Source organism: Streptomyces sp. D2-8, assembly GCF_023184515.1.
Classification (GTDB): Bacteria; Actinomycetota; Actinomycetes; order Streptomycetales; family Streptomycetaceae; genus Streptomyces.
Map to the genome: position 1 here is coordinate 69,020 of NZ_JAAHBP010000020.1, position 21,113 is coordinate 90,132.

Annotated in this window: 21 protein-coding genes and 2 pseudogenes; 3 read left to right on the forward strand and 20 right to left on the reverse strand. The window is 70.9% G+C overall.

Annotated features, from left to right (window positions below; translation table 11 throughout):
- Positions 1-3: 3 nt before the first annotated feature.
- Positions 4-1,221 carry a PLP-dependent aspartate aminotransferase family protein gene (locus tag G3I77_RS29700; protein ID WP_248508626.1) on the reverse strand — a complete coding sequence of 406 codons (1,218 nt, stop codon included), beginning with the start codon at positions 1,219-1,221 and terminating at the stop codon, positions 4-6.
- A gap of 67 nt (positions 1,222-1,288) precedes the next feature.
- On the opposite strand from G3I77_RS29700, the gene G3I77_RS29705 reads away from it, so the two are divergent.
- Both G3I77_RS29705 and G3I77_RS29710 read left to right on the forward strand, forming a co-directional pair.
- On the forward strand, positions 1,289-1,780 hold the full coding sequence (locus G3I77_RS29705) for an Lrp/AsnC family transcriptional regulator (RefSeq protein ID WP_248508417.1): 492 nt from the start codon (positions 1,289-1,291) through the stop codon (positions 1,778-1,780).
- A 31-nt stretch (positions 1,781-1,811) separates the two neighbouring features.
- Entirely contained in the window at positions 1,812-3,503 is a 1,692-nt protein-coding gene (locus G3I77_RS29710; protein ID WP_248508419.1) for a DUF885 domain-containing protein, read from the forward strand.
- 137 nt (positions 3,504-3,640) lie between these two features.
- Here G3I77_RS29710 and G3I77_RS29720 read toward each other — a convergent pair whose 3' ends face one another.
- From G3I77_RS29720 to hppD, 6 genes and pseudogenes are all read right to left on the reverse strand, one after another.
- Positions 3,641-4,159, reverse strand: coding sequence for an immunity 21 family protein (locus G3I77_RS29720; RefSeq protein ID WP_248508421.1), 519 nt, complete (start codon positions 4,157-4,159; stop codon positions 3,641-3,643).
- Positions 4,160-4,204: 45 nt separating this feature from the next.
- Positions 4,205-4,372 (reverse strand): annotated as a pseudogene (locus G3I77_RS29725) (rhodanese-like domain-containing protein); the annotation flags it as partial.
- Between the two features lie 251 nt (positions 4,373-4,623).
- A complete protein-coding gene (gene fahA / locus G3I77_RS29730; RefSeq protein WP_374387265.1) occupies positions 4,624-5,922 on the reverse strand; it encodes a fumarylacetoacetase in 1,299 nt (432 codons plus the stop codon).
- 5 nt (positions 5,923-5,927) lie between these two features.
- Complete coding sequence (locus tag G3I77_RS29735) at positions 5,928-6,806, reverse strand: hypothetical protein (protein WP_248508425.1); 879 nt, start codon at positions 6,804-6,806, stop codon at positions 5,928-5,930.
- Positions 6,803-8,005 carry a homogentisate 1,2-dioxygenase gene (locus G3I77_RS29740; RefSeq protein WP_248508427.1) on the reverse strand — a complete coding sequence of 401 codons (1,203 nt, stop codon included), beginning with the start codon at positions 8,003-8,005 and terminating at the stop codon, positions 6,803-6,805. Before G3I77_RS29740 ends, G3I77_RS29735 begins: the two co-directional genes overlap by 4 nt.
- Positions 8,006-8,046: 41 nt before the next feature.
- Positions 8,047-9,252 (reverse strand): 4-hydroxyphenylpyruvate dioxygenase, encoded by a 1,206-nt coding sequence (gene hppD, locus G3I77_RS29745; RefSeq protein WP_248508429.1) that lies wholly within the window; start codon positions 9,250-9,252, stop codon positions 8,047-8,049.
- Between the two features lie 196 nt (positions 9,253-9,448).
- On the opposite strand from hppD, the gene G3I77_RS29750 reads away from it, so the two are divergent.
- Positions 9,449-9,970, forward strand: a complete 522-nt coding sequence (locus G3I77_RS29750) for an Lrp/AsnC family transcriptional regulator (protein WP_248508431.1) — start codon at positions 9,449-9,451, stop codon at positions 9,968-9,970.
- A gap of 121 nt (positions 9,971-10,091) precedes the next feature.
- Here G3I77_RS29750 and G3I77_RS29755 read toward each other — a convergent pair whose 3' ends face one another.
- From G3I77_RS29755 to paaN, 13 genes and pseudogenes are all read right to left on the reverse strand, one after another.
- Positions 10,092-10,430: a hypothetical protein gene (locus G3I77_RS29755; protein ID WP_248508433.1), complete on the reverse strand. Its 339-nt coding sequence runs from the start codon at positions 10,428-10,430 to the stop codon at positions 10,092-10,094.
- A gap of 12 nt (positions 10,431-10,442) precedes the next feature.
- Positions 10,443-11,142, reverse strand: a pseudogene (locus G3I77_RS29760) (transposase); the annotation flags it as partial.
- Between the two features lie 3 nt (positions 11,143-11,145).
- Positions 11,146-11,913 carry an enoyl-CoA hydratase/isomerase family protein gene (locus G3I77_RS29765; protein WP_248508435.1) on the reverse strand — a complete coding sequence of 256 codons (768 nt, stop codon included), beginning with the start codon at positions 11,911-11,913 and terminating at the stop codon, positions 11,146-11,148.
- Positions 11,914-11,921: 8 nt separating this feature from the next.
- A complete protein-coding gene (gene paaE, locus G3I77_RS29770) occupies positions 11,922-13,037 on the reverse strand; it encodes a 1,2-phenylacetyl-CoA epoxidase subunit PaaE (protein WP_248508437.1) in 1,116 nt (371 codons plus the stop codon).
- On the reverse strand, positions 13,037-13,552 hold the full coding sequence (gene paaD / locus G3I77_RS29775) for a 1,2-phenylacetyl-CoA epoxidase subunit PaaD (protein ID WP_248508439.1): 516 nt from the start codon (positions 13,550-13,552) through the stop codon (positions 13,037-13,039). Before paaD ends, paaE begins: the two co-directional genes overlap by 1 nt.
- Positions 13,546-14,373: a 1,2-phenylacetyl-CoA epoxidase subunit PaaC gene (gene paaC / locus G3I77_RS29780; RefSeq protein ID WP_248508441.1), complete on the reverse strand. Its 828-nt coding sequence runs from the start codon at positions 14,371-14,373 to the stop codon at positions 13,546-13,548. Before paaC ends, paaD begins: the two co-directional genes overlap by 7 nt.
- Before the next feature lie 10 nt (positions 14,374-14,383).
- Entirely contained in the window at positions 14,384-14,677 is a 294-nt protein-coding gene (gene paaB, locus G3I77_RS29785; protein ID WP_248508443.1) for a 1,2-phenylacetyl-CoA epoxidase subunit PaaB, read from the reverse strand.
- Entirely contained in the window at positions 14,674-15,672 is a 999-nt protein-coding gene (gene paaA / locus G3I77_RS29790) for a 1,2-phenylacetyl-CoA epoxidase subunit PaaA (protein ID WP_248508445.1), read from the reverse strand. Before paaA ends, paaB begins: the two co-directional genes overlap by 4 nt.
- 82 nt (positions 15,673-15,754) lie before the next feature.
- Complete coding sequence (locus tag G3I77_RS29795) at positions 15,755-16,576, reverse strand: enoyl-CoA hydratase/isomerase family protein (protein ID WP_248508447.1); 822 nt, start codon at positions 16,574-16,576, stop codon at positions 15,755-15,757.
- Positions 16,573-17,427: a 3-hydroxyacyl-CoA dehydrogenase family protein gene (locus tag G3I77_RS29800; RefSeq protein WP_248508449.1), complete on the reverse strand. Its 855-nt coding sequence runs from the start codon at positions 17,425-17,427 to the stop codon at positions 16,573-16,575. Before G3I77_RS29800 ends, G3I77_RS29795 begins: the two co-directional genes overlap by 4 nt.
- Positions 17,424-18,170, reverse strand: a complete 747-nt coding sequence (locus G3I77_RS29805; protein WP_248508450.1) for an enoyl-CoA hydratase/isomerase family protein — start codon at positions 18,168-18,170, stop codon at positions 17,424-17,426. The genes G3I77_RS29800 and G3I77_RS29805 overlap by 4 nt, the downstream gene beginning before the upstream one ends.
- The gene (locus G3I77_RS29810; RefSeq protein WP_248508451.1) at positions 18,167-19,390 is read right to left on the reverse strand and encodes a thiolase family protein; all 1,224 of its coding nucleotides are present in this window, start codon (positions 19,388-19,390) and stop codon (positions 18,167-18,169) included. The genes G3I77_RS29805 and G3I77_RS29810 overlap by 4 nt, the downstream gene beginning before the upstream one ends.
- The gene (gene paaN / locus G3I77_RS29815) at positions 19,383-21,095 is read right to left on the reverse strand and encodes a phenylacetic acid degradation protein PaaN (RefSeq protein WP_248508452.1); all 1,713 of its coding nucleotides are present in this window, start codon (positions 21,093-21,095) and stop codon (positions 19,383-19,385) included. The genes G3I77_RS29810 and paaN overlap by 8 nt, the downstream gene beginning before the upstream one ends.
- Between the last annotated feature and the right edge of the window lie 18 nt (positions 21,096-21,113).

The following is a 21,113-nucleotide window of genomic DNA, read 5'->3' on the forward strand; positions in this document are numbered from 1 at the left end:
TCGTCAGTGGGCGGGTGCGGATTCGTTGTGGCTTGTCGCGCAGGTCCCCGCGCCCCCGACGGGGCGCCCCAGCGCCTGGTCGAGATCCGACCAGAGGTCCTCCACGTCCTCCAGGCCCACCGACATGCGCAGCAGCCGGTCGCTCACGCCGGCTCCCCTGCGGTCATCCGCGTCCACGATGCGGTGGCTGATGGAGGCGGGGTGCTGGATGAGGGAGTCCACGCTGCCGAGGCTCACCGCCGGGGTGATCAGGCGTACCGCGCCGATCACCTCGTGCGGGTCGCCGCACACCTCGAAGGCGACCATCGCGCCGCCGATGCGCGGGTAGTGCACGCGGGCGATGCGCGGGTCGGCGGCGAGGCGGCCGGCCAGTTCGGCTGCCGTGGCGGAGGCCGCGCGGACCCGGACGGGGAGGGTGGACAGGCCGCGCAGCAGCAGGTAGCCGGCCAGCGGGTGCAGGACGCCGCCCGTGGCGAAGCGCACCTGGCGCAGCCGGCCCGCGAACTCCTCGTCACAGGCGACCACGCCCGCGAGGACGTCCCCGTGCCCGCCGAGGTACTTGGTGGCGCTGTGCAGGACCAGCCGGGCACCGTGCTCGGCGGGGCGCTGCAGGACCGGCGTGGCGAAGGTGTTGTCCACGAGCAGCGGCACCGACCCGCAGGCGTGCGCGACGGCCCGCAGGTCGACCTCGGCGAGCGTGGGGTTGGCCGGGGACTCGACCAGGACCAGTCCGGTGTCCGGGCGCATGGCGTCGGCGACGCCGGCCGGGTCGGTCCAGGTCACCTCCGAGCCCAGCAGCCCGGCGGTCAGCAGGTGGTCGCTGCAGCCGTAGAGGGGGCGTACGGCGACGACGTGCCGCAGGCCCATCGAACCGCGGACGAGCAGGACGGCGCTCAGTGCGGCCATGCCGCTGGCGAAGGCGACCGCCGCTTCGGTGCCCTCCAGGCGGGCCAGGGCGGTCTCGAAGCGGGCCACGGTCGGGTTGCCGAGCCGCCCGTAGACGGGCGGGCCGTCCGGCTCGGCGCCGGTGGTGGCGAACGCGTCGATCCGGGCCGCCTCGCCCCGGCTGTCGTACGACGGGTAGGTGGTGGACAGGTCGATCGGCGGGGCGTGCAGCCCCTGCCGGGCGAGGTCGTCCCGCCCGGCGTGCACGGCCTCGGTGGCGAGGGCTCGCCGTGCGGTGCGTATGTCGTCGTGGGCGCGCGGGCTCGTTGTGTCCATGTCCATGGTGGGCAAGGGTGAACATCGAACGGGCTGCCGGGTGAGTATCCCGTGCTACGTTCGGCCAATGGCTCAATCTGTCGTACTGGATCCGGTGGATCTCCATCTGTTGAGGCTGTTGCAGAACGACGCCCGGGCGACGTACCGGGATCTCGCCGCGCAGGTCGGGGTGGCGCCGTCGACCTGTCTGGACCGGGTGACGCGGCTGCGCCGCTCGGGGGTGATCCTCGGGCACCGGCTGGAGCTGGATCCGGCCAAGCTGGGGCGGGGACTGGAAGCCCTGCTGTCGGTGCAGGTCAGGCCGCACCGGCGGGAGCTGGTGGGGCCGTTCGTGGAGCGGATCCGGGCCCTGCCGGAGTCGCGGACGGTCTTCCACCTGACCGGGCCGGACGACTATCTCGTCCATGTCGCGGTCGCCGACATGGCCGATCTGCAGCGGCTCGTGCTGGACGAGTTCACCGCGCACCGGGAGGTGGCCCGGGTGGAGACCCGGCTGATCTTCCAGCAGTGGGAGTGCGGGCCGCTGCTGCCGCCTTCGCCCTCGGCTCAATCCGCGTGACGTGCGCGGTCCGTCGTACGAGGATGGCCGCATGTCTGAGATCAAGAGCCCGCTGCCCCGTGAAGTCGCCGACGCGTACGTCGACGAGCTCGTCGCCCTCGACCCGATCACCGGCACATTCCTCGGCGACAAGGAGAGTTCGAGCAGGCTGCCCGACACCTCGCCCGCGGGCCAGGAGGCACTCGCGGAGCTGGCGCGCCGGACGCTGGCCCGGCTGGACGAGGCCGAGCGGCTGCCCGGCGCGGACAGTGACATCGAACGCCGGTGCGCGCGGCTGCTGCGTGAGCGGCTGGGCGCCGAACTCGCGGTGCACGAGGCCGACGAGAGCCTGCGGTCCGTCAGCAACCTGAGCTCCATCGCCCATGCGGTGCGGCAGGTGTTCACCGTGACGCCGGCGCAGACGGAGGAGGACTGGACGGCGATCGCCGAGCGGCTCCGCGCGGTCCCGGCCGCGCTCGAGGGCTACCGGGAGTCCCTGGCGCTCGGCCTGGAGCGCAAGCTGTACGGCGGGCCCCGCGCCACGGCCACCTTCGTGCAGCAGCTCGGCGAGTGGGCCGACGCGGACGGCGAAGGCCACGGCTGGTTCGAGCAGTACGCGGCCGCCGGCCCCGATTCCCTGCGGTCCGAGCTGGACGCCGCGGCCCGCTCGGCCACCGAGGCCGTCGTCCGGCTGCACGACTGGATGCGGGACGTGTACGCCCCGGCGATCGAGGGCGCGCCGGACGTGGTGGGCCGGGAGCGGTACGCGCGCTGGGTGCGCTACTTCAACGGGACGGACCTCGACCTGGACGAGGCGTACGCCTACGGCTGGTCCGAGTACCACCGCCTGCTCGGCGAGATGAAGAGCGAGGCCGAGAAGATCCTGCCGGGTGCCGGCACGCCGTGGGAGGCGCTGGCCCACCTCGACGAGCAGGGCACACACATCGAGGGCGTCGACGAGGTCCGCGACTGGCTCCAGAGCCTCATGGACGAGGCGATCAACGCGCTGGACGGCACCCACTTCGACCTGGCCGAGCGGGTACGCCGGGTGGAGTCGCGCATCGCCCCTCCGGGCAGCGCCGCGGCCCCCTACTACACGCCGCCGTCGGACGACTTCTCACGCCCGGGCTGCACCTGGCTGCCCACCATGGGCGAGACGCGCTTCCCGGTCTACGACCTGGTGTCGACCTGGTACCACGAGGGCGTGCCGGGCCATCACCTCCAGCTGGCCCAGTGGAAGCACGTGGCGGAGAACCTCTCCCGCTACCAGGCGAGCGTCGGCATGGTGAGCGCCAACGCCGAGGGCTGGGCGCTGTACGCGGAGCGGCTGATGGACGAACTGGGCTTCCTGACCGACCCGGAGCGCCGGCTCGGCTACCTGGACGCACAGATGATGCGGGCCGTGCGCGTCATCATCGACATCGGCATGCACCTGGAGCTGACGATCCCGGACGACTCGCCCTTCCACCCCGGCGAGCTCTGGACGGCCGAGCTGGCGCAGGAGTTCTTCGGCTCGCACAGCAGCCGGCCGGCGGACTTCGTGGAGAGCGAGCTGACCCGCTACCTGTCCATGCCGGGCCAGGCCATCGGCTACAAGCTCGGCGAGCGGGCCTGGCTGCTGGGCCGCGAGAACGCCCGTAAGCGGCACGGTGACGCCTTCGACCCGAAGGCCTGGCACATGGCGGCGCTGTCGCAGGGTTCGCTGGGCCTCGACGACCTGGTGGACGAGCTGTCAGCCCTCTGATCAGCGCCGGAATCCGCCCTCGGAGCTGATGACCTCACCGGTGATCCAGCCCGCCTCGTCGGTTGCGAGCCAGGCGATGAGGCGGGCGGGTCGTCGGGCATGCCCGATGCCGATCTCCCCGTCAGTCGCTCGGGGCGCTATCTCCGTGCGAGCAACCGGAGTTGGACCAGGCCGAGCCAGGTCTCCGGGCCCGGCTCGACCCTTGCCGCGCGGACCGCGTACCGGCCCGGCTCCAGCACCACCCGCACGCGGTCGGACCCCGACGGGTCCGACCCGGGCCACGCCGCGTCGAACAGCAGGACCGTGCCCGGCACGTCCCAGTGCACCTCCGGCTCCCACTCCGCCCCGGCGATCGAGGGCGGGACGCTGGCCAGCAGTTCGTCCTCGGAGTTGCCGGCGCACCACCGGACGAACATGCCGTGGTCGGGCAGATAGGCGGTCGAGGCGGGCTCGTCACCGAGGACCAGGGCGGTGCAGTCGCCGACCGGGAGGAGGCCGACATGGCCGTCCACCTCGCAGGCCCGGTCGTAGTCCGAGGCCGTCTCCTCGCCGTCGGCACCCGCCCAGAACGGCAGGACGGTCTCCGGCACCGCTATCAGCGGCCCGCCGCCCGACTCCACCCATTCCACTGCGCCCGGCTCCGCGTATCGCACCATGGCGCAAGAACCTACAGGGTCAACTCGCGGCAAAAAATCGGGGGTTCAGCTGCCGCAGTCGCCTGCGTCCGCGGGCGCCGTCAGAGGGTCCGGGGCCCGGCGCTCGCGCCCCTGCCAGGTCTTGAACGCGAGGCCCTCGCGCACCCAGTACTCGAAGCCGCCGAGTATCTCCTCGACCCGGTAGCCGAGTTCGGCGAGGGCCAGGGCGGCGCGGGCTAGGTTATGAACAGCGCGCATATCTCAGAGCCCCTCCTGTCTCACCAACGTCCAGGCGGGGCACCCGCTTGATCGACTACGGGCAGAGCGGGCAAGTGTCTCAGTGATAGCCGGAGACCGATGCTCGTTCGTGACCTGTGTGCCCGGTCCGATGCACCGTTCGGGAGCGGGATTGGTCGGATAAGGCAGAGCCGCCGACCACTGTTCGCGTCGACGATCCTGCTGGCTTATCCCGTGCCCAGCGGGACTCAGGCCGGATTCGGTGATGTCGAGGACAGCGAGGTCGGTGATGATCCGCTGGACCACCCTCCCGCGAGGGGAGGCGTCACCCTGCCTCTTACTTCGCCCAGACCGACGAAGGTTCCGGCCGGGCCTGGGGCGGTCGCCGTGATGACCACCTCGTCACCGTCTTCGAGGAAAGTGCGCCGACCGCCGTTGATCTCCAGCGGATCCCGGCCGTTCCACGTGAGTTCGATGAGCGATCCCCGGCTCTGCTCGGTGGGACCGCTGATCGTTCCCGAGGCGAAGAGGTCACCGGTCCGCAGGCTCGCGCCGTTGAAGGTCATGTGGGCCAGTTGCTGGGCGGCGGTCCAGTACATGTCCGCGAAGCACGGCTCGCTGACCTGGGTGCCGTTGACGCTGACCTGGAGCCGCACATCCAGCCCCCACGGGGCCTCACCGCTGTCGTCGAGATAGGTGACCGGTCGCGGGTCACGCGGCGGGGGCGCGGTGCGCGCCTCCTCCAGCGCGGCGAGAGGCACGATCCACGGCGAGAGGGAGGTGGCGAAGGACTTGCCCAGGAACGGCCCGAGCGGGACGTACTCCCATGCCTGGATGTCGCGTGCCGACCAGTCGTTGACCAGGCAGACACCGAAGACATACTGGTCGAAGGCGCTGACGGGGACCTGCTCGCCCAGGGCGGTGGGCACTCCCACGACGAAGCCGAGTTCGGCCTCGATGTCGAGCCGCAGGCTGGGGCCGACCGTGATGGCGCCTTCCGCGGTGCGCTGCTGGCCCTGGGGCCGGGCGATGGGGGTTCCGGAGACGACGACGGTCCCCGCGCGGCCGTGATATCCGATCGGCATGTGCTTCCAGTTCGCCGTCAGGGGATCGGTGCTGGGCCGGAACATCCTCCCCAGGTTCGCGGCATGGTGCTCGGAGGCGTAGAAGTCGACGTAGTCGGCAACCGTGAAGGGCAGGACCATCGTCGCTTCCGCGGAGGGCAGCAGGAAACCGTGGACGTGCTCACGTTCCCGCTCGTCGCTGAGCCACCTGGTGACAGCGCATCTGACGCGGTCCCATGACGAGGGGCCTGCGGCGAGGAACCGGTCCAGTGATCCCGTGGCGAAGAGGTCTTCCTCAGCAGGGGCCAGCGCCGGCCAGGCCGCCGACAGGTCGAGGACGTGGTCCCCGATCGCGACGCCGACCCGGGCGCGGCCGTCCGCTCGGGTGAACGACCCGTAGGGCAGGGTCTGGATGCCGAAGGGGTGGTCCTGTCGCATCGGCACCCAGGACCGAATGAGGCGAGGTGTGGAGTGAGGTGGCATGTCAGTCAGTCCCTTCCCACCAACCGCAGAGCGCTGAGGTCGTCCAGCGGTTCGTCGATACTGCAGGTTCCGAAGGAGGTGAACCAGGCACGGGCCGCGGCCCGTGCGTGCGGTGTGCACCTGCGTGCGACGCTCTCCGGTTCCCTGCAGGCCAGTACGGAGGCGACGGTCTCCTCGCCCGCTCCTTCGTGAGCCGCGGCGACTGCTGCCATCACGTTGAGGAACCCGTGGTGCTCGAACCCGGCACCGGGCCCGGTGTGGCGGACGGCGTGGTGCAGACCGGCAGTGAGCTTGAACGGGACACCGAGCCGCAGGGCGCACACCAGTGCCGCGGCGAGCCGTGTTTCGTCGGGGAAGGAGTCCGCCCGCGTTCCGCCCGTGCGGAACTTGACACAGAAACCGGCCTGGGCCACAGCCTGTACGGTCTGGTGCACACCTGGGCCGAGTCCCACCTCGGCGTAGACGGCCACCGTCCGGGGAACGGCCGCGGCGATGGTCTGCATCAGCGCCTCCGGTTCACCGGGCGTGCTGCCCGTGACCGGCAGCTCCACCGCCCTGAGGCGGACGCGTGGGTGCGCCTGTGCGCGGGCCACGCCGGCGGCAAGGGATTCCGGACCGTCGACGACGACCAGAGACAGGTCGAGCACCGGCCCCTCACCGTCCAGTTGGCCGACGAGCTCGTCCCAGCGTCGGTCGGGGCAGACGAAGGTCCCCACCACCGGCCCGTACCAGGCGGCGCGATGCTTCCAGTGTCGGGCCACCGCCGTGGCCATGGGGGCGTTGCCCGGCGGGAAGAGCGCGGCGTCGTCGAGGAATCGGCCGAACTCCTCCGCCCACGGCGTGCTCGGCGCGCCGGCGCCCGTGCGTGACGGCTGCGTGGTCACGATGCGGCTCCTCGGGCCCACGACCAGGCATACGTCCCGTCGTCGACCGCCTGGCCGCCTTCGCCGAGTTCCAGCGGCCGGAAGGTGTCGACCATCACCGCCAGCTCATCGAAGAACTCCGCCCCCAGACTGCGCTCGACGGCGCCCGGCTGCGGCCCGTGCGAATGACCGCCGGGGTGAAGCGAGGCCGAGCCCTGACCGATGCCGGAGCCCTTGCGTGCCTCGTAGTCACCGTCGACGTAGAACATGACCTCGTCGGAGTCCACATTGGCGTGGTAGTACGGGACCGGTACGGCCGAGGGGTGGTAATCCACCTTGCGAGGCACGAAGTTGCAGATCACGAAGTTGTTGCCCTCGAACACCTGGTGCGCTGGAGGCGGTTGGTGGATACGCCCGGTGATCGGCTCGTAGTCCGAGACGTTGAAGGCGTACGGATACAGGCACCCGTCCCATGCCACCACGTCGAAGGGGTGCCGCGGCAGGACATGGACCGTACCCGCGAGCCCACCGGCACCATGGCCGTGGTGCTTGATGTAGACCTCGACGTGCTGCTCATCGACCACCCGAGGTGCCGTCGGCACGCGCAGGTCACGCTCACAGTAGGGGGAGTGTTCCAGGAACTGCCCGTAGCGGGACAGGAAGCGCCGGGGCGGAGTGATGTGGCTGTTCGCCTCGATGAAATACAGCCGCAGCGGTACTTCGCCGCAGGGCACCCATCGGTGGGTGGTGGCCCGAGGGAGGACGACGTAGTCGCCCTGCCCCACCGTCAGGTCACCGAAGACCGTCTCGACCACCCCCGATCCGGATTCGACGTAGACGCACTCGTCGCCGGTGGCGTTCCGGTACAGCGGTGAGGGCCGGCCGACCGCGGCGTAGCCGAGCCGCACATCGGCGTTTCCCAGCACCAGACGCCGCCCGGTCACTGCGTCGGTGGTGGTCCAGTCCTGGTTGGGGAACAGGTCGTGGAGCCTGAGATGACGGGGCTTCAGGGGGTGGTTCGCCACGGTGTTCTGGTCCGGAAGCTCCCAGTTCCGCGCGCCCAGGATGGCCGACGGGATATCTGCGTGGTACAGCAGGGAGGAGTCCGAGGAGAACCCCTCTTCGCCCATCAACTCCTCGTAGTACAGCCCGCCGGTGGGAGCGCGGTACTGGGTGTGACGCTTGGGCGGGACAGGTCCGACGCTGAGGTAGTGAGCCATCTTTCGCTCCTTCGATGATGGTGGCCCGGCGCGGACGACGGCTAAAGGTTCCCCCGCCGCTCCTGCTCGCGCTCCAGTGCCTCGAAGAGCGCCTTGAAGTTGCCCTTGCCGAAGCCGAGGGAGCCATGACGTTCGATGAACTCGAAGAAGACGGTGGGACGGTCCCCGATCGGCTTGGTGAAGATCTGCAGGAGGTAGCCGTCCTCGTCACGGTCGACCAGGATGCCGCGGTTGTGCAGCTCCTCGATGGGGACGCGGACCTCACCGATGCGCGCGCGCAGCTCCGGGTCCTCGTAGTAGGAGTCCGGGGTGGCGAGGAACTCGATGCCCTCCTCCCGGAGGCAGTCCACGGTGCGGAGGATGTCGTTCGTCGCCAGAGCCAGGTGCTGCGCCCCCGGTCCCTGGTAGAACTCGAGGTACTCGTCGATCTGCGACTTCTTCTTGGCGACGGCCGGCTCGTTGAGCGGGAACTTCACCCGGTGGTTGCCGTTGGCCACCACCTTCGACATGAGGGCCGAGTAGTCGGTCGCGATGTCGTCGCCGATGAACTCCGCCATGTTCGTGAAGCCCATGACGCGGTTGTAGAAGTCCACCCATTCGTCCATGCGGCCGAGTTCCACGTTGCCCACGACGTGGTCCAGGGCCTGGAACAGGCGCTTCGGCGCGCCCGGGCGCTTGACATAGGACGAGGCCTTGCCGACATAGCCGGGCCGGTACACGCCTTCGTAGCGCGAGCGGTCCACCAGGGTGTGCCGGGTCTCGCCGTAGGTGGCGATGGCCGCGACGCGCAGCACCCCGTGCTCGTCCTCGACGTCGTGGGGCTCCTCCAGCACCGTCGCACCCTGGCTGCGGGCGTGCTCGATGCAGCGATCCACATCCGGCACCTCGAGAGCGATGTCGATGACGCCGTCACCGTGCTTGCGATGGTGGTCGTGCAGCGGGCTGTCAGGGTCCACGCCGCCCTTGACGACGAAGCGGACGGCGCCGCTTCTGAGGACGTAGGCGTGGTGATCGCGATTGCCGTGCTCGGGGCCGGAGTAGGCCGCGAGCTCCATTCCCAGGGCGGACTGGAAAAAGTGCGCCGTCTGCTTGGCGTTGCCGACCACCCACTCGACGGCATCCCATCCGGTCACCGGAAAGGGGTCCGTGGTGTCGTCGTAGGAGACCAGGCCGACCAGCTGCTTCAGCTGGTCGAGGCCGAGGTCTGCCAGTCGCTCCTGGTCGGTAAGGGTCTGCTCGAGGCTCATGGTTCTCTCCGCTGGCTCGATGTCGCCGGGCGACACGGGTTGGCAGCAGGAGTATGAACGGGCAGGCCCGCAACTGCGCAACATAGCCATCATTGACTAGTCGGTCTGCCAAGCCAGCCTGGCAGTATTGCGCCTCTGCTATACGTTGTGCCTACTTATAGCGCTTGACCCTGGCACTGGTGAAAGGTAGCTGCCCATGAGCGGCCTCGACGAGCTGGACGTCGCCCTGCTGAACGCCCTCAAGGACCACCCCCGCGGGGGGCACCTGGAGTTGTCCAGACTGACCGGCGTAGCGCGAGCGACGGTGCAGTCCCGGATCGAGAAGATGGAATCCGCCGGCGTGATCAACGGATACGGGCCAGACATCGATCTGCATGCCGCGGGCTACGTCGTCCAGGCCTTCGTGACGCTCGAGATCGCACAGGGCGCGTTGCACGAGGTCCGCGAAGTACTCGAGCGCCATCCAGCGGTGCTGGACGCCTTCGCGACCACCGGAACCGGCGATGTGCTCTGCCGCCTGGCCGCCCGGAACCAGGAGGAACTGCAGGAGGCTCTCCTGGAAGTCACCCGTTCCCCGCACATCGCACGCTCGACCAGCGTCGTGGTCCTTTCCACGGTGGTGGAGCCCCGCACACTGCCGCTGTTGGCGACGCACGCGCGGGGCGGCGGCAGGGCCCCGGCGTACCGCGACAGGAAGAACAGTCGGCGGCAAAGCTGACAGCCCGCTTCCACTCCGTTCAGGTTGCGGCGACGAGCCAGGGCGCTGGGCAGATGTAGCAGACAGGCTGGCCCAGTAGAACGCCTGTACAGCAGTCAACGGCCGCCGACACAAGAAATTGTCAAGAGTTGTGGGTCAGCAGCGGCTCACCATGATTCGCGGCCCAGGTGCACGAGACCTTGGATGGTGCCCGGGCGGGTGTGCAGGGTGGGCTCTGGGGCCGGGGTGTTGGTGAGCACGAGGACCCGGACCGCCGGGTGTTCCGGGTGTAGAGGTCGTCCTGGTCGTCGTCTCCGGGGATGGCGTTCGGTTGGATCTCGATGCGTCCGTAAGTGCCCTGGTCGAGGTGGTAGACGCCCCGGTAGTCACTTTCGCGCTCGGTGAAGATCACGTCGAGGTGGCCGGTGACGAGGCGGACCAGTTCACTCGCGGTGTGTGTGCTGGTGTCGTAGTCGGTCATGGTGGTCTTGCCTTATGCCGCGAGGGTCTCGGGGCGTTCGAGAAGCTCGCCGCGTTCGAAGCGGGCTCCGGCCCTCAGCAGGGCGACAAGTGGGGTGCGTTGACGGCCCGGCTTCGGGGCTGGGAGGGCTCGACGAGCTTGAACACCATCGCCAGGGTGGCCGCGCGCGGTAGCCGGCCCCCTTGGTGACACGTTTTGTGAACCCAACACCTTTTGGTGGCGGGTTTCGGGGAAGACCTCGTGAAGGGCATTCCAGAAGCCGAGGGCGCCGTCGCCGACGGCGAGGACGGTAGCCGTCGGCCATGGCGATCCATTCCTTGGTGCCGTCCGTGCGCACGCCCTTCACGACCAGGACGGCGGCCTTGGCCTCTTCCAGTCGAATGCGCAGGTGGATGCCGCCGTCGGCCCAGACGTAGACGTAGTCCGTGGCGGACAGGTCGCGCTCGCCGAACGCTTTGTGGTCGGCCTGCCACCGGGTGGTCAGCCGGGTCACGGTGGCCGGGGAAAGGCCGGTTAGGAGCCGAGGAACTGCTCGAGCGCGGGCAACACCTCGCTGATCTTCGGGGACTTCCTGCCCCAGGGCGGCAGGATCGCCGAGGAGAACCGCTTGCGCTCGCCCGTCTCCGCGTCGATTGCGCTTGTCGTTGACACGTGGAGCCTTGACCTCGACCGTCCCGGCCGCGGTGGTCACGTTCCGGGGCTGGTGGTGTCCGTATCAGAGAAACGTCGCCCTGCCAGGGCCTTCCTCGACGAAGCTGCGCATCCCCCGCTCGCGGTCCTCTGTCGCGAACAGGCCCGCGAACCAGTTGCGCTCGATGGTGAGACCGGTCTCGAGGTCGGTCTCCAGGCCCTGGTCGATCGACTCCTTGGCGGCCCGCAGGGCGAGTGCGGGGCCCTTGGCCAGCCGGGAGGCCCAGGTCCGCGCCTGCTCGTACACCTCGGCGGCCGGGACCACGAGGTCGACCAAGCCGATCCGAAGAGCCTCGTCGGCCCTGACCATCCGGCCGGTGAAGACGAGGTCCTTGGCCTTGGAGGGGCCCACGAGCCGGGACAGGCGCTGGGTGCCGCCCGCGCCGGGGATCAGGCCGAGGAGAATCTCGGGCTGGCCGAGTCTGGCGCTGTCGGCGGCGATCCGGTAGTCGGCGCACAGGGCCAGCTCGCAGCCGCCTCCGAGTGCGTATCCGGTGATCGCGGCGACGACCGGCTTGGGGATGCGAGCCACGGCGGTGAAGGCGTCCTGGAGCGGGCGCGAGCGCCTGACCATGCCCGCGTGGTCGAGGAGCTCCATCTCCTTGATGTCTGCTCCGGCCGCGAACACCCTCTCGCCGCCGTACAGGATCAGCGCGCGGATGTCGTCGCGCTCCGTCACCTCTGCGGCGAGCTCGCCGAGCCGGTCCTGGGTGGCGATGTCGAGGGCGTTCATCGGAGGGCGGTCGAGGCGGATGGTGCCGACGCCTTCGGCGACTTCCACGTGCACGGACATGGGCTTCCTCAGCTGTCGAAGTCGACGGTCAGCGTCTCGGAGACGGGGAAGGTCTGGCAGGTCAGCACATAGCCGGCCTCGACCTCTGCGGCTTCGAGGGCGAAGTTGCGGCGCATGTCGGCCTCCCCTTCGGTGACCAGGGCGCGGCAGGTACCGCATACACCGCCCTTGCAGGCGAAGGGCAGGTCGGGGCGCATCCGCTGGGCGCCGTCCAGCACCGTGGCCGCGCGCGGCAGCGCGGCGGTGGTGGACCGGCCGTCGAGGGTGACGGTGACCTGGCTGACCGGGCCCTCGGCAGCGGCTTCCTCGTGCCCCCGCGTCTGCCGTACCGGCGCGTCGTCCGCGTAGAACAGCTCCTGGTGGATACGAGTGTCGGGCACACCCAGGCCGGCCAGGACCCGTTGGGCATCGCGGACCATGCCGTGGGGCCCGCACAGCCACCAGTGGTCCGCGGCTCTGACGTCGACCAGCCCGCCGATGAGGGCGGAGAGACGGTCGGCGTCCAGGCGGCCGGAGAGCACCTCGGCCTCGCGGGGCTCGCGGGAGAGGACGTGTGCGAGCTGGAAGCGCACCGGGTGGAGGTCCTTCAGGTCGGCGAGTTCGTCGGCGAACATGACCGAGCCGGTGCGGCGGTTGCCGTAGAACAGCGTGACCCGTGAGCGGTCGTCGGCGGCGAGGACCGACTCGGCGATGGAGAGCATGGGGGTGATGCCGGACCCCGCGGCTACGAGGACGTGGTGTCCGGGTGCGGTGAGGTCGGGGGTGAAGGCGCCGGTCGGGGCCATCACCTCCAGGGTGTCGCCGGGCCGTACGTCGTGGACCAGCCAGGAGGAGAACAGCCCGCCGGGCACTTCGCGCACCCCGACTCGCGGCCGTGCGCCCACCGGCGAACAGATCGAGTAGGAGCGCCGTTCGTCCCGCCCGTCGACCTCGCGGCGCAGGGTGAGCGACTGGCCCGGGGTGAAGGCGAACTCCTCAGCCAGGTCGTCCGGGATGTCGAAGTCGACCGCGACCGCGTCCTCGCACAGCCGCTGCACGGCGGCCACGCGCAGGTGGTGGAAGGCCGGGCGGCGTCGCCGCACGGGCGTGCGGGCGGAGGTGCCGGGTGGCAGCAGGTCCTCCATCAGATCTCCTTGACGTACTCGAAGGGTTCGCGGCAGGCGCGGCAGCGCCACAGCGCCTTGCAGGAGGTGGCGCCGAAGTGGGAGGTCTCCTCGGTGTCCGCCGAGCCGCACCGGGGGCACGGAACCGCGGGGCGGGTGGGGGACAGTGTGAGCGGCACCGGGCCGGGGGCGGGGCGCGGCGCCGGTCCGGGGGGCGCGATGCCGTGCTCGGCGAGAGTGCGGCGGCCGCTCGGTGTGATCCAGTCCGTGGTCCACGGCGGATCGAGCACCGTGCGCACCCGGACCTTTCCGTATCCGGCCGACGTGAGGCACGCAGCCACTTGGGCGCGCATCTCAGCCATGGCCGGGCAGCCGGAGTAGGTCGGGGTGAGGCTGACGACGACCGTCCCGTCCTCACCGACCTCGACGCCCCGCAGCACGCCGAGGTCGGCCAGGGTGAGCATGGGCAACTCGGGATCCGGCACGCACGCGGCGATGTGCCGAGCGCGGCGCACGTCCGTCAGTACGGTCACCATGTCGCGTCCGGGTGGGCGCGGGCCACGCTCTGCAGCTCGGCCAGCAGTGGGGCGAGGTGCTCGGTGTGCTCGCCGTCGCGGCCGGCGCCGGGCAGCGGCCGGCACTCCGGCAGGGGCACTCCGGCCGCCTCCGTGACTTGCCTCAGCACCGCCCCGACCTCGCCTCGGACGTCGTACACGGTGAACAGCTCGTCCAGGTACGGCGCGACCTGCTCCAGCGCGTCCCGCATCCGGTGGTGGGACTCGGCGGTGCCGTCGCCGAGGCGGACGACCCACTCGGCGGCGTACTGCCGGTGATAGCTCAGCTCCTTGACACCCTTGGCGGCGATCGCGGCGAGCACCGGGTCGCCGTGTGCGGTGAGCCGCTCGAAGTGAGCGAGCCTCCAGGCGGAGAGCACCAGCAGGCGTGCGACGCAGAACGCGAAGTCGCCGCCCGGGAGTTCGGCGAGGCGTACGTTGCGGAAGTCGTGGGCGTCGCGGAAGTAGGCGTAGGCGTCCTCGTCGCGGCCGGTGCCGTCGACCTGGCCGGCCCGGGAGTAGAGCAGGCGGGCCTGGCCGAGCAGGTCGAGTCCGATGTTCGCCAGGGCCACCTCCTCCTCCAGCTCGGGGGCGCGGGTGGTCCACTCGGCCAGCCGTTGCGCCAGGACGAGGGCGTCGTCGGCCAGCGCGACGCAGACGGCGGCCAGTTCACCGGTGTCGATGCCGTCGGGTACCGCGCTGTCCACGCCGTGCAGCGGGTCCTCGAAGCCGGTGCCGTACGCCCAGCGGGTGTCGTCCTCGTGTCCCTCGGCCAGGGTCAGGTGGACGTGGTCGTCACTCATGCCCTGCTCCTCAGATGTGGGGGACGTCGTCGGGGATGTCGTAGAAGGTGGGGTGGCGGTAGACCTTGTCGGCGCTGGGCGCGAAGAAGGGGTCCTTCTCGTCGCGGGTGGAGGCGGCGATGTGCTCGCTGCGCACCACCCAGATCGACACGCCCTCGTTGCGCCGGGTGTACAGGTCGCGGGCGTGAGTGAGGGCCATCCGGTCGTCGGCGGCGTGCAGCGAGCCCACGTGGACGTGGTTCAGCCCGCGCTTGCCGCGTACGAACACCTCGTACAGCGGCCAGTCGTTCTTCTCGGCTGTCATGCCACAGCCCCCTTCTGTGTATGCGTACGGCTGGTACGGTCGGCCCGCTTGGCGGCGTGCGCGGCGGCCGCCGCCCGCACCCAGGCGCCCTCCTCGTGGGCGGCCCGTCGCCGGGCGACGCGCTCGGCGTTGCAGGGCCCGTCGCCGGAGATCACCCTGGTCAACTCGTCCCAGTCGGGGGTGCCGAAGTCGTGGTGGCCACGCTCGGCGTTCCAGCGCAGCTCGGGGTCGGGCAGGGTGACACAGAGCTTCTCGGCCTGCGGGACGGTCATGTCGACGAAGCGCTGTCGCAGCTCGTCGTTGCTGTGCCGCTTGATCTTCCAGGCCATGGACTGCGCGGAGTTGGGTGAGGCGTCGTCGGGCGGGCCGAACATCATCAGGGACGGCCACCACCAGCGGTCCACCGCGTCCTGCACCATCTCGCGCTGGGCCTCGGTGCCGCGCATCATCGTCATCAGCAGTTCGTAGCCCTGCCGCTGGTGGAACGACTCCTCCTTGCAGATCCGCACCATCGCGCGCGCGTACGGCCCGTACGAACTGCGGCACAGCGGCACCTGGTTGCAGATCGCCGCGCCGTCCACGAACCAGCCGATCACACCGACGTCGGCGAAGGACGGCGTCGGGTAGTTGAAGATCGACGAATACTTCTGGCGGCCCTCGATCAGCCGCTCGGTCAGATCCGCGCGGTCGGCGCCCAGCGTCTCCGCCGCCGAGTACAGGTACAGCCCGTGCCCGGCCTCGTCCTGCACCTTGGCGAAGAGGATCGCCTTGCGGCGCAGCGAGGGCGCCCCAGTGATCCACTCGCCCTCCGGCTGCATGCCGATGATCTCCGAGTGCGCGTGCTGCGCGATCTGCCGGATCAGCGTCCTGCGGTAGCCGTCCGGCATCCAGTCGCGCGGCTCGATCCGCCGGTCGCGGGCGATCGTCGCCTCGAAGTGCTCCTGCAGCTCCGGCTCTGCGCAGCCCGCCGACGCATCGGCGTGTATCGCGGCCATCTGCCCCACCTTCCCTACCGACCGTTCGTTCGGTCGTCATCATGGCTGAGTTCTTCGTGCTTCGGCAAGTGCCGCAGTCGGGTCAGCGTCCACCGAAGGACGGCTGTCGGCCTTCTAGGAAGGCCCGCACAGCAGCCCGGTGGTCCTCGGTCGTACCCAGCCGCTCCTGGGCGGCCGCCTCGCGCTCCAGCACCACGCGCAAAGGCGCTTCGTCGGCCCGCAGCAGCGCCTTGACCTCGGTGTACGCGGCGGTGGGGCCGGCGGCGAGGCGCTTGGCGAGGGTCAGGCCCTCCGCAGCGGCACCGCCGTCCGGCACGACGCTGTGGACGAGGCCCCACTGCCGCGCCGCCTCGGCGTCGAAGCGGTCGCCGAGCAGCATCAGGGCGGCGGCTCGCGACGGACCGACCGCCTGTACCAGAGCCCCGCTCAGACCGCTGTCGGCAGCCAGGCCGATCCCGGTGAACGCGGTCGAGAAGCGGGCACCGGCTCCCGCGACCCGCACGTCGGCACAGAGCGCGAGCCCCAGCCCCGCGCCGACGCAGGCGCCCTCGACGGCAGCAACCACAGGCTGCGGCAGCGCGTGCAGTTCCTCGACGAGCGGGTTGTACTCGTCTCGCACGATGGTGAAGGCGGAGGCGGGTGCGCTCTCCAGGGCTCGCGCGTGCTCCTTGAGGTCCTGGCCGACGCAGAAGTGCCGGCCTTCAGCAGTGAGCAGCACCGCCCGGACGAGGTCGCCGTCGCCGCGCACCCGGCGTACGGCGGCGATCAGTCCGGCGCGCAACGGCACGTCCAGGGCGTTTCCCGCGGAGGGCCTTCGTAGTTCGATGACGGCAACGCCGCCGTCCAGGGTGTAGCCGACGCCATGCCGCGTCTCGTCGGCCGGAGGCCGGCTCGTAGCGCTCATTCCCACGTGTAGAACCCCTTTCCGGTCTTGCGGCCGAGCTCGCCACGGGCGACCTTCTCCCGCAGCAACCGGGGAGGGGCGAAGCGTTCGCCGAGCGTGGCGTGCAGGTGCTCGGCGATGGCAAGGCGTACGTCGAGTCCGACCAGGTCGGTCAGGCGCAGCGGCCCCATGGGGTGCTTGTAGCCGAGCCGCATGGCGTCGTCGATCGCATCCGGTTCCGCGACGCCCTCCTCGACCATGCGGATCGCCTCCAGGCCCAGAGCCAGGCCGAGGCGACTGCTGGCGAAGCCGGGCGAGTCCTGGACGACGACGTCCTTCTTGCCGAGGCAGCGGGTCCAGCCGAGGGCCGCGTCGAGGGTGCCGGCGCCGGTGTCGGGGGCGACGACGATCTCGACCAGTTCGGAGGCGGGCACGGGGTTGAAGAAGTGCATACCCAGGAAGCGATCGGGCCGGGTGAGGGCGGCGGCGAGATCGGTGACCGACAGGGAACTGGTGTTGCTGGCCAGTACCGTTCCGGGGCTCACCGTCTGCTCAGCGGCGGCGAGGAGCCGGGCCTTGAGCGCGGCGTCCTCGGGGACGGCCTCGACGACCAGGTCGGCGTGCGAGGGCAGGGCGTCGACGGACGGAACCGTCGTCACCCGGGCCAGCACGTCCTCCGCGGGCTCTGCGAGTGCGCCGCGTTCGGCCGCTCTCTTCAGTCCGGCGGCGACGCGGCCCAGTGCCGCGGCCGCGGCCTGCTCGCCGCTCTCCACGACGGTCACGGCCGAACCGGCCGTCGCGAAGGACTGTGCGATACCGGCGCCCATGCGGCCGCCGCCGATCACCCCGACGACTGCGGGTGCTGAGGTCATGCCCGGCTCCTCTTCTCCAGGAAGCGTGTCATGCGATCCTTCTTGTCCTGGCCCTCGAACAGCACGGCCTGCGCCAGATCGTCGGCGACCGGGTGGGCGCCCGGCGAGTCGACGACGAGCTTCGTCAGCCGCAGAGCGGTGGCGGAGGAGCGGGCCATGCGGTCGAGCAGGGCATGCGCCTCCTCCGGGAGCTTCTCCGCCGGTACGACGTCGATGACCAGCCCTGCCGCCAGTGACGCGGCCGCGTCGAGGTTCCGCCCGGCGAGCAGCACCTGCTTGGCGATCGACTCGCCGACCAGCTCGGGCAACCGCCAGCAGGCCCCGGCCGCGGCGAGGATGCCGAGCCCCGGCTCAGGGTTGCCGAAGACGGCGTCCGGACCTGCGATGCGGAGGTCGCAGGCGTACGCCAGTTCGGCCCCGCCACCCAGCGCCCAGCCGTCGACGGCGGCGAGCGTGGGCATGGGGAGTCTGCGCACCCGCTCGAACAGACGGCTGTTGATGCCCTGGAGGGCTTCGTCGCGGCCGCGTCGCAGCAGTTCGGCGATGTCGGCGCCACCCGCGAAGACCCGGCCGTGGCCGGTGAGCAGCAGCAGCTTCGGATCGGCTTCCAGCAGCCCGCACACCTCGTGCAGTTCGGCGATCATGCGGCCGCTGATGGCGTTGCGGGCCTCGGGCCGGTGCAGGGTGACGACGACCCGGTCCTCTCGCTCCTCGACGAGCAGCGTCTCGTAGGCGGTGCTCACGCCCGCTCCACGAGCATGGCGACGCCCTGGCCGACTCCCACGCACAGCGTCGCCAGGCCCCGGCGGGCGTCCTCGCGCTCCAGCCGGCCGATCAGCGTCAGCAGGATGCGGGCACCGGAGCAGCCGAGGGGATGGCCGAGCGCGATGGCGCCGCCGTCGGCGTTGACCCGCTCCTCGTCGAGCTTGAGACGGCGTATGACGGCCAGCGCCTGGGCGGCGAACGCCTCGTTCAGCTCGACCGCGCCCACGTCCCCGGCCCGCCATCCGGCCCGGGCCAGGGCCTTCTCCGTGGCGGGCACCGGGCCGAGGCCCATGATGTTGGGCTGGACGCCGGCCGATGCGGAGGTGACGACCCGCGCCCGCGGGGTGAGCCCGTACCGCCGTACGGCTTCGGCGCTCGCGACCACCAGCGCGGCGGCGCCGTCCGACAGCGGCGAGGAGGAACCAGCGGTGACGATGCCGTCCTTGCGGAAGATGGTCCGCAGTCCGCCGAGCTTCTCCAGCGTCGTGCCGGGGCGCGGCCCCTCGTCACGACTGACCTCGCCGTCCTTCACCGGGACCGGCACGATCTCGCGGTCGAAGCGCCCCGCCTCCCGCGCCGCCACGGCCCGCTGGTGACTGCGCAACGCGAACGCATCGGACTCGGCACGGGTAATGCCGTCCAGGGCCGCGACCTCCTCGGCCGTCTCCCCCATCGCGAGGGTCACCTTGACCGTCTCGGGACCGGCCCCCGCGGGCACGACCCGGTCGGTGGCGGCGAAACGCGGGTTGGTGAAGCGCCAGCCCAGTGAGGTGTCGTGCACCTCCCCCGGCTTGGCCCAGGGGGTGCCGGGCTTGGCCATCACCCAGGGGGCGCGGGTCATGGACTCCACCCCGCCCGCGACCACCAGGTCCGCCTCCCCCGAGCGGATCACCTGGGCGGCGCTCGCGACCGCGGTCAGCCCGGAGGCACAGAGCCGGTTGACCGTGTAGCCGGGGACGGTGTGCGGCAGCCCCGCCAGCAGCACGGCCATGCGCGCCACGTCCCGATTGTCCTCACCGGCCTGGTTGGCAGCCCCCAGGACCACCTCGTCCACCGCCTCCGCCGGGATCCCCGCGCGGCGCACGGCCTCACCCACCACCAGGGCGGCCAGGTCGTCGGGACGCACGGAGGCCAGTACGCCGCCATAGCGGCCCTGCGGGGTGCGCGCGCCGTCGATCAGGAAGACGTCGTCAGACATGGGCGGACTCCTCGGAGGGAACGGGCCGGCGCGACTGCAGCGTCGCGAAACGGCCGGTGACGAAGGCGGGGTCGGACAGGGTGGCGCTGGCCGCCGGATTGGCGGCACTGCCGTGGAAGTCGCTGAAGGCGGCGGACTGGTTGACGAAGACCCCGCCGGTGAGGTTCTCCGACAGGTGCACACCGGCGTCCAGGGCGGCCGACTCGGCGGCGGCCAGCACGTCTTCGCTCGTGGAGTGGATGGCGGCGGTCAGCGCGCCGTGCTCACGCACGGTCTCCCGGAAGACCGAGAGGCTGTGCTCGGTGGAGTCGGTGCCTATGACGAAGGAGACGGGCCCGAACCATTCACGGGTGTAGGTCTCCCGGTCGGTCTCCGCGTCGAGCCGTGCCACCAGCGGCGTACGGACGACCGCCTCCGGGTACTCCGGATGCTCGACCGGCGCCGACGCGCGCACCGTACGGCCGAGCCCGGCGGCCTGCTCCAGGCGCTCGCGCACACTGTCGTTGACGACGGCGCCCAGGGTGCCGGCCGCGCGGGCCGGGTCGCCGAGCAGCCGGTCAAGGGCGGCGCCGAGGTCGGCGGCGAACTCGTCGGCGCTTTTGACGCCCTGGTCCGTGGCGATGCCATCGCGCGGGATCAGCAGGTTCTGCGGGGTGGTGCACATCTGACCGCTGTAGAGGGAGAGCGAGAAGGCCAGGTTGCCCAGCAGCCCGCGGTAGTCGTCGGTGGAGTCCAGCACCACCGTGTTCAGACCGGCCTTCTCGGTGTACACGGCGGCGTGGCGGGCGTGCGTCTCCAGCCAGTCGCCGAACTCGGTGGAGCCGGTGAAGTCGATGATCCGTACGTCCGGGTGGAGGGCGTACACCGACGCCGTACGGTCCTCAGGACTCTCGGCGGCCAGGATCACCACGTTCGGGTCGAAGCCCGCCTCGGCCAGCACCTCGCGGGCGATGCGCACGGTGATCGCGAGCGGCAGGACGGCGCCCGGGTGCGGCTTGACGACGACCGGATTGCCCGTGACCAGGGAGGCGAACAGGCCCGGGTAACCGTTCCAGGTGGGGAAGGTGTTGCAGGCGATCAGCAGCGCCACCCCGCGCCCTATGGGCGTGAACCTCTTGTCCATCACCAGCGGCCCGCCCTTGCGCTGCGGCTTGCTCCAGCGAGCCGCAGCCGGGTGCCGTTTCTGCTCCGCCCAGGCGTAGGCGACCGCCTCCAGGCCACGGTCCTGGGCGTGCGGGCCGCCGGCCTGAAAGGCCATCACGAAGGCCTGGCCGGTGGTGTGTTGCACGGCGTGCGCGATCTCGAAGCTCGACGCGTTCAGCCGGGCGAGGATCTCCGCGGCCACCCCCGCACGGGCGTCCGGCCCGGCGTCACGCCACGGACCGGTGGCGGCCTTCGCGGCGGCCAGCGCCTCCTTCGGGGCGACACGGGGGTAGGTCACGCCCAGCCGAAGGCCGTACGGGGACGTCTCGGTCGCCGGTACCGCGCCGTGCCCCGGATGGCCGCGGAGCTCGAAGTGGCCTCCCAGGCACTCCCGGAACGCGGCTTCTCCCGTCTTGGCGGCGTCCTCGCCGTACGCCGACTTGCCGGGCGACTCGGGATACGGCGTCCAATGCTCCCGGGCGGCGGTGGCGGCGACCGCCTGTTCCAGCAGAGCGCGGTGGCGGATGAAGAAGTCCGGGCGGTCAGGGGGGTTCTGGGGCATGCATTCCACCTCTTGACA

Excerpts from the sequence above, each read along its gene's own strand:
- G3I77_RS29795 (WP_248508447.1), bottom strand. The coding sequence starts at position 16,576 with ATGAGCGCTACGAGCCGGCCTCCGGCCGACGAGACGCGGCATGGCGTC.
- G3I77_RS29720 (WP_248508421.1), bottom strand. The coding sequence starts at position 4,159 with ATGGTGCGATACGCGGAGCCGGGCGCAGTGGAATGGGTGGAGTCGGGC.
- hppD (WP_248508429.1), bottom strand. The coding sequence starts at position 9,252 with ATGAGCCTCGAGCAGACCCTTACCGACCAGGAGCGACTGGCAGACCTC.
- fahA (WP_374387265.1), bottom strand. The coding sequence starts at position 5,922 with ATGCCACCTCACTCCACACCTCGCCTCATTCGGTCCTGGGTGCCGATG.
- G3I77_RS29800 (WP_248508449.1), bottom strand. The coding sequence starts at position 17,427 with ATGACCTCAGCACCCGCAGTCGTCGGGGTGATCGGCGGCGGCCGCATG.
- paaB (WP_248508443.1), bottom strand. The coding sequence starts at position 14,677 with ATGACAGCCGAGAAGAACGACTGGCCGCTGTACGAGGTGTTCGTACGC.
- G3I77_RS29740 (WP_248508427.1), bottom strand. The coding sequence starts at position 8,005 with ATGGCTCACTACCTCAGCGTCGGACCTGTCCCGCCCAAGCGTCACACC.
- G3I77_RS29705 (WP_248508417.1), top strand. The coding sequence starts at position 1,289 with ATGGCTCAATCTGTCGTACTGGATCCGGTGGATCTCCATCTGTTGAGG.
- paaN (WP_248508452.1), bottom strand. The coding sequence starts at position 21,095 with ATGCCCCAGAACCCCCCTGACCGCCCGGACTTCTTCATCCGCCACCGC.
- G3I77_RS29700 (WP_248508626.1), bottom strand. The coding sequence starts at position 1,221 with ATGGACACAACGAGCCCGCGCGCCCACGACGACATACGCACCGCACGG.
- paaD (WP_248508439.1), bottom strand. The coding sequence starts at position 13,552 with ATGGTGACCGTACTGACGGACGTGCGCCGCGCTCGGCACATCGCCGCG.
- paaE (WP_248508437.1), bottom strand. The coding sequence starts at position 13,037 with ATGGAGGACCTGCTGCCACCCGGCACCTCCGCCCGCACGCCCGTGCGG.
- G3I77_RS29810 (WP_248508451.1), bottom strand. The coding sequence starts at position 19,390 with ATGTCTGACGACGTCTTCCTGATCGACGGCGCGCGCACCCCGCAGGGC.
- G3I77_RS29765 (WP_248508435.1), bottom strand. The coding sequence starts at position 11,913 with ATGTCCGTGCACGTGGAAGTCGCCGAAGGCGTCGGCACCATCCGCCTC.
- G3I77_RS29750 (WP_248508431.1), top strand. The coding sequence starts at position 9,449 with ATGAGCGGCCTCGACGAGCTGGACGTCGCCCTGCTGAACGCCCTCAAG.
- G3I77_RS29710 (WP_248508419.1), top strand. The coding sequence starts at position 1,812 with ATGTCTGAGATCAAGAGCCCGCTGCCCCGTGAAGTCGCCGACGCGTAC.
- G3I77_RS29755 (WP_248508433.1), bottom strand. The coding sequence starts at position 10,430 with ATGACCGACTACGACACCAGCACACACACCGCGAGTGAACTGGTCCGC.
- paaA (WP_248508445.1), bottom strand. The coding sequence starts at position 15,672 with ATGGCCGCGATACACGCCGATGCGTCGGCGGGCTGCGCAGAGCCGGAG.
- paaC (WP_248508441.1), bottom strand. The coding sequence starts at position 14,373 with ATGAGTGACGACCACGTCCACCTGACCCTGGCCGAGGGACACGAGGAC.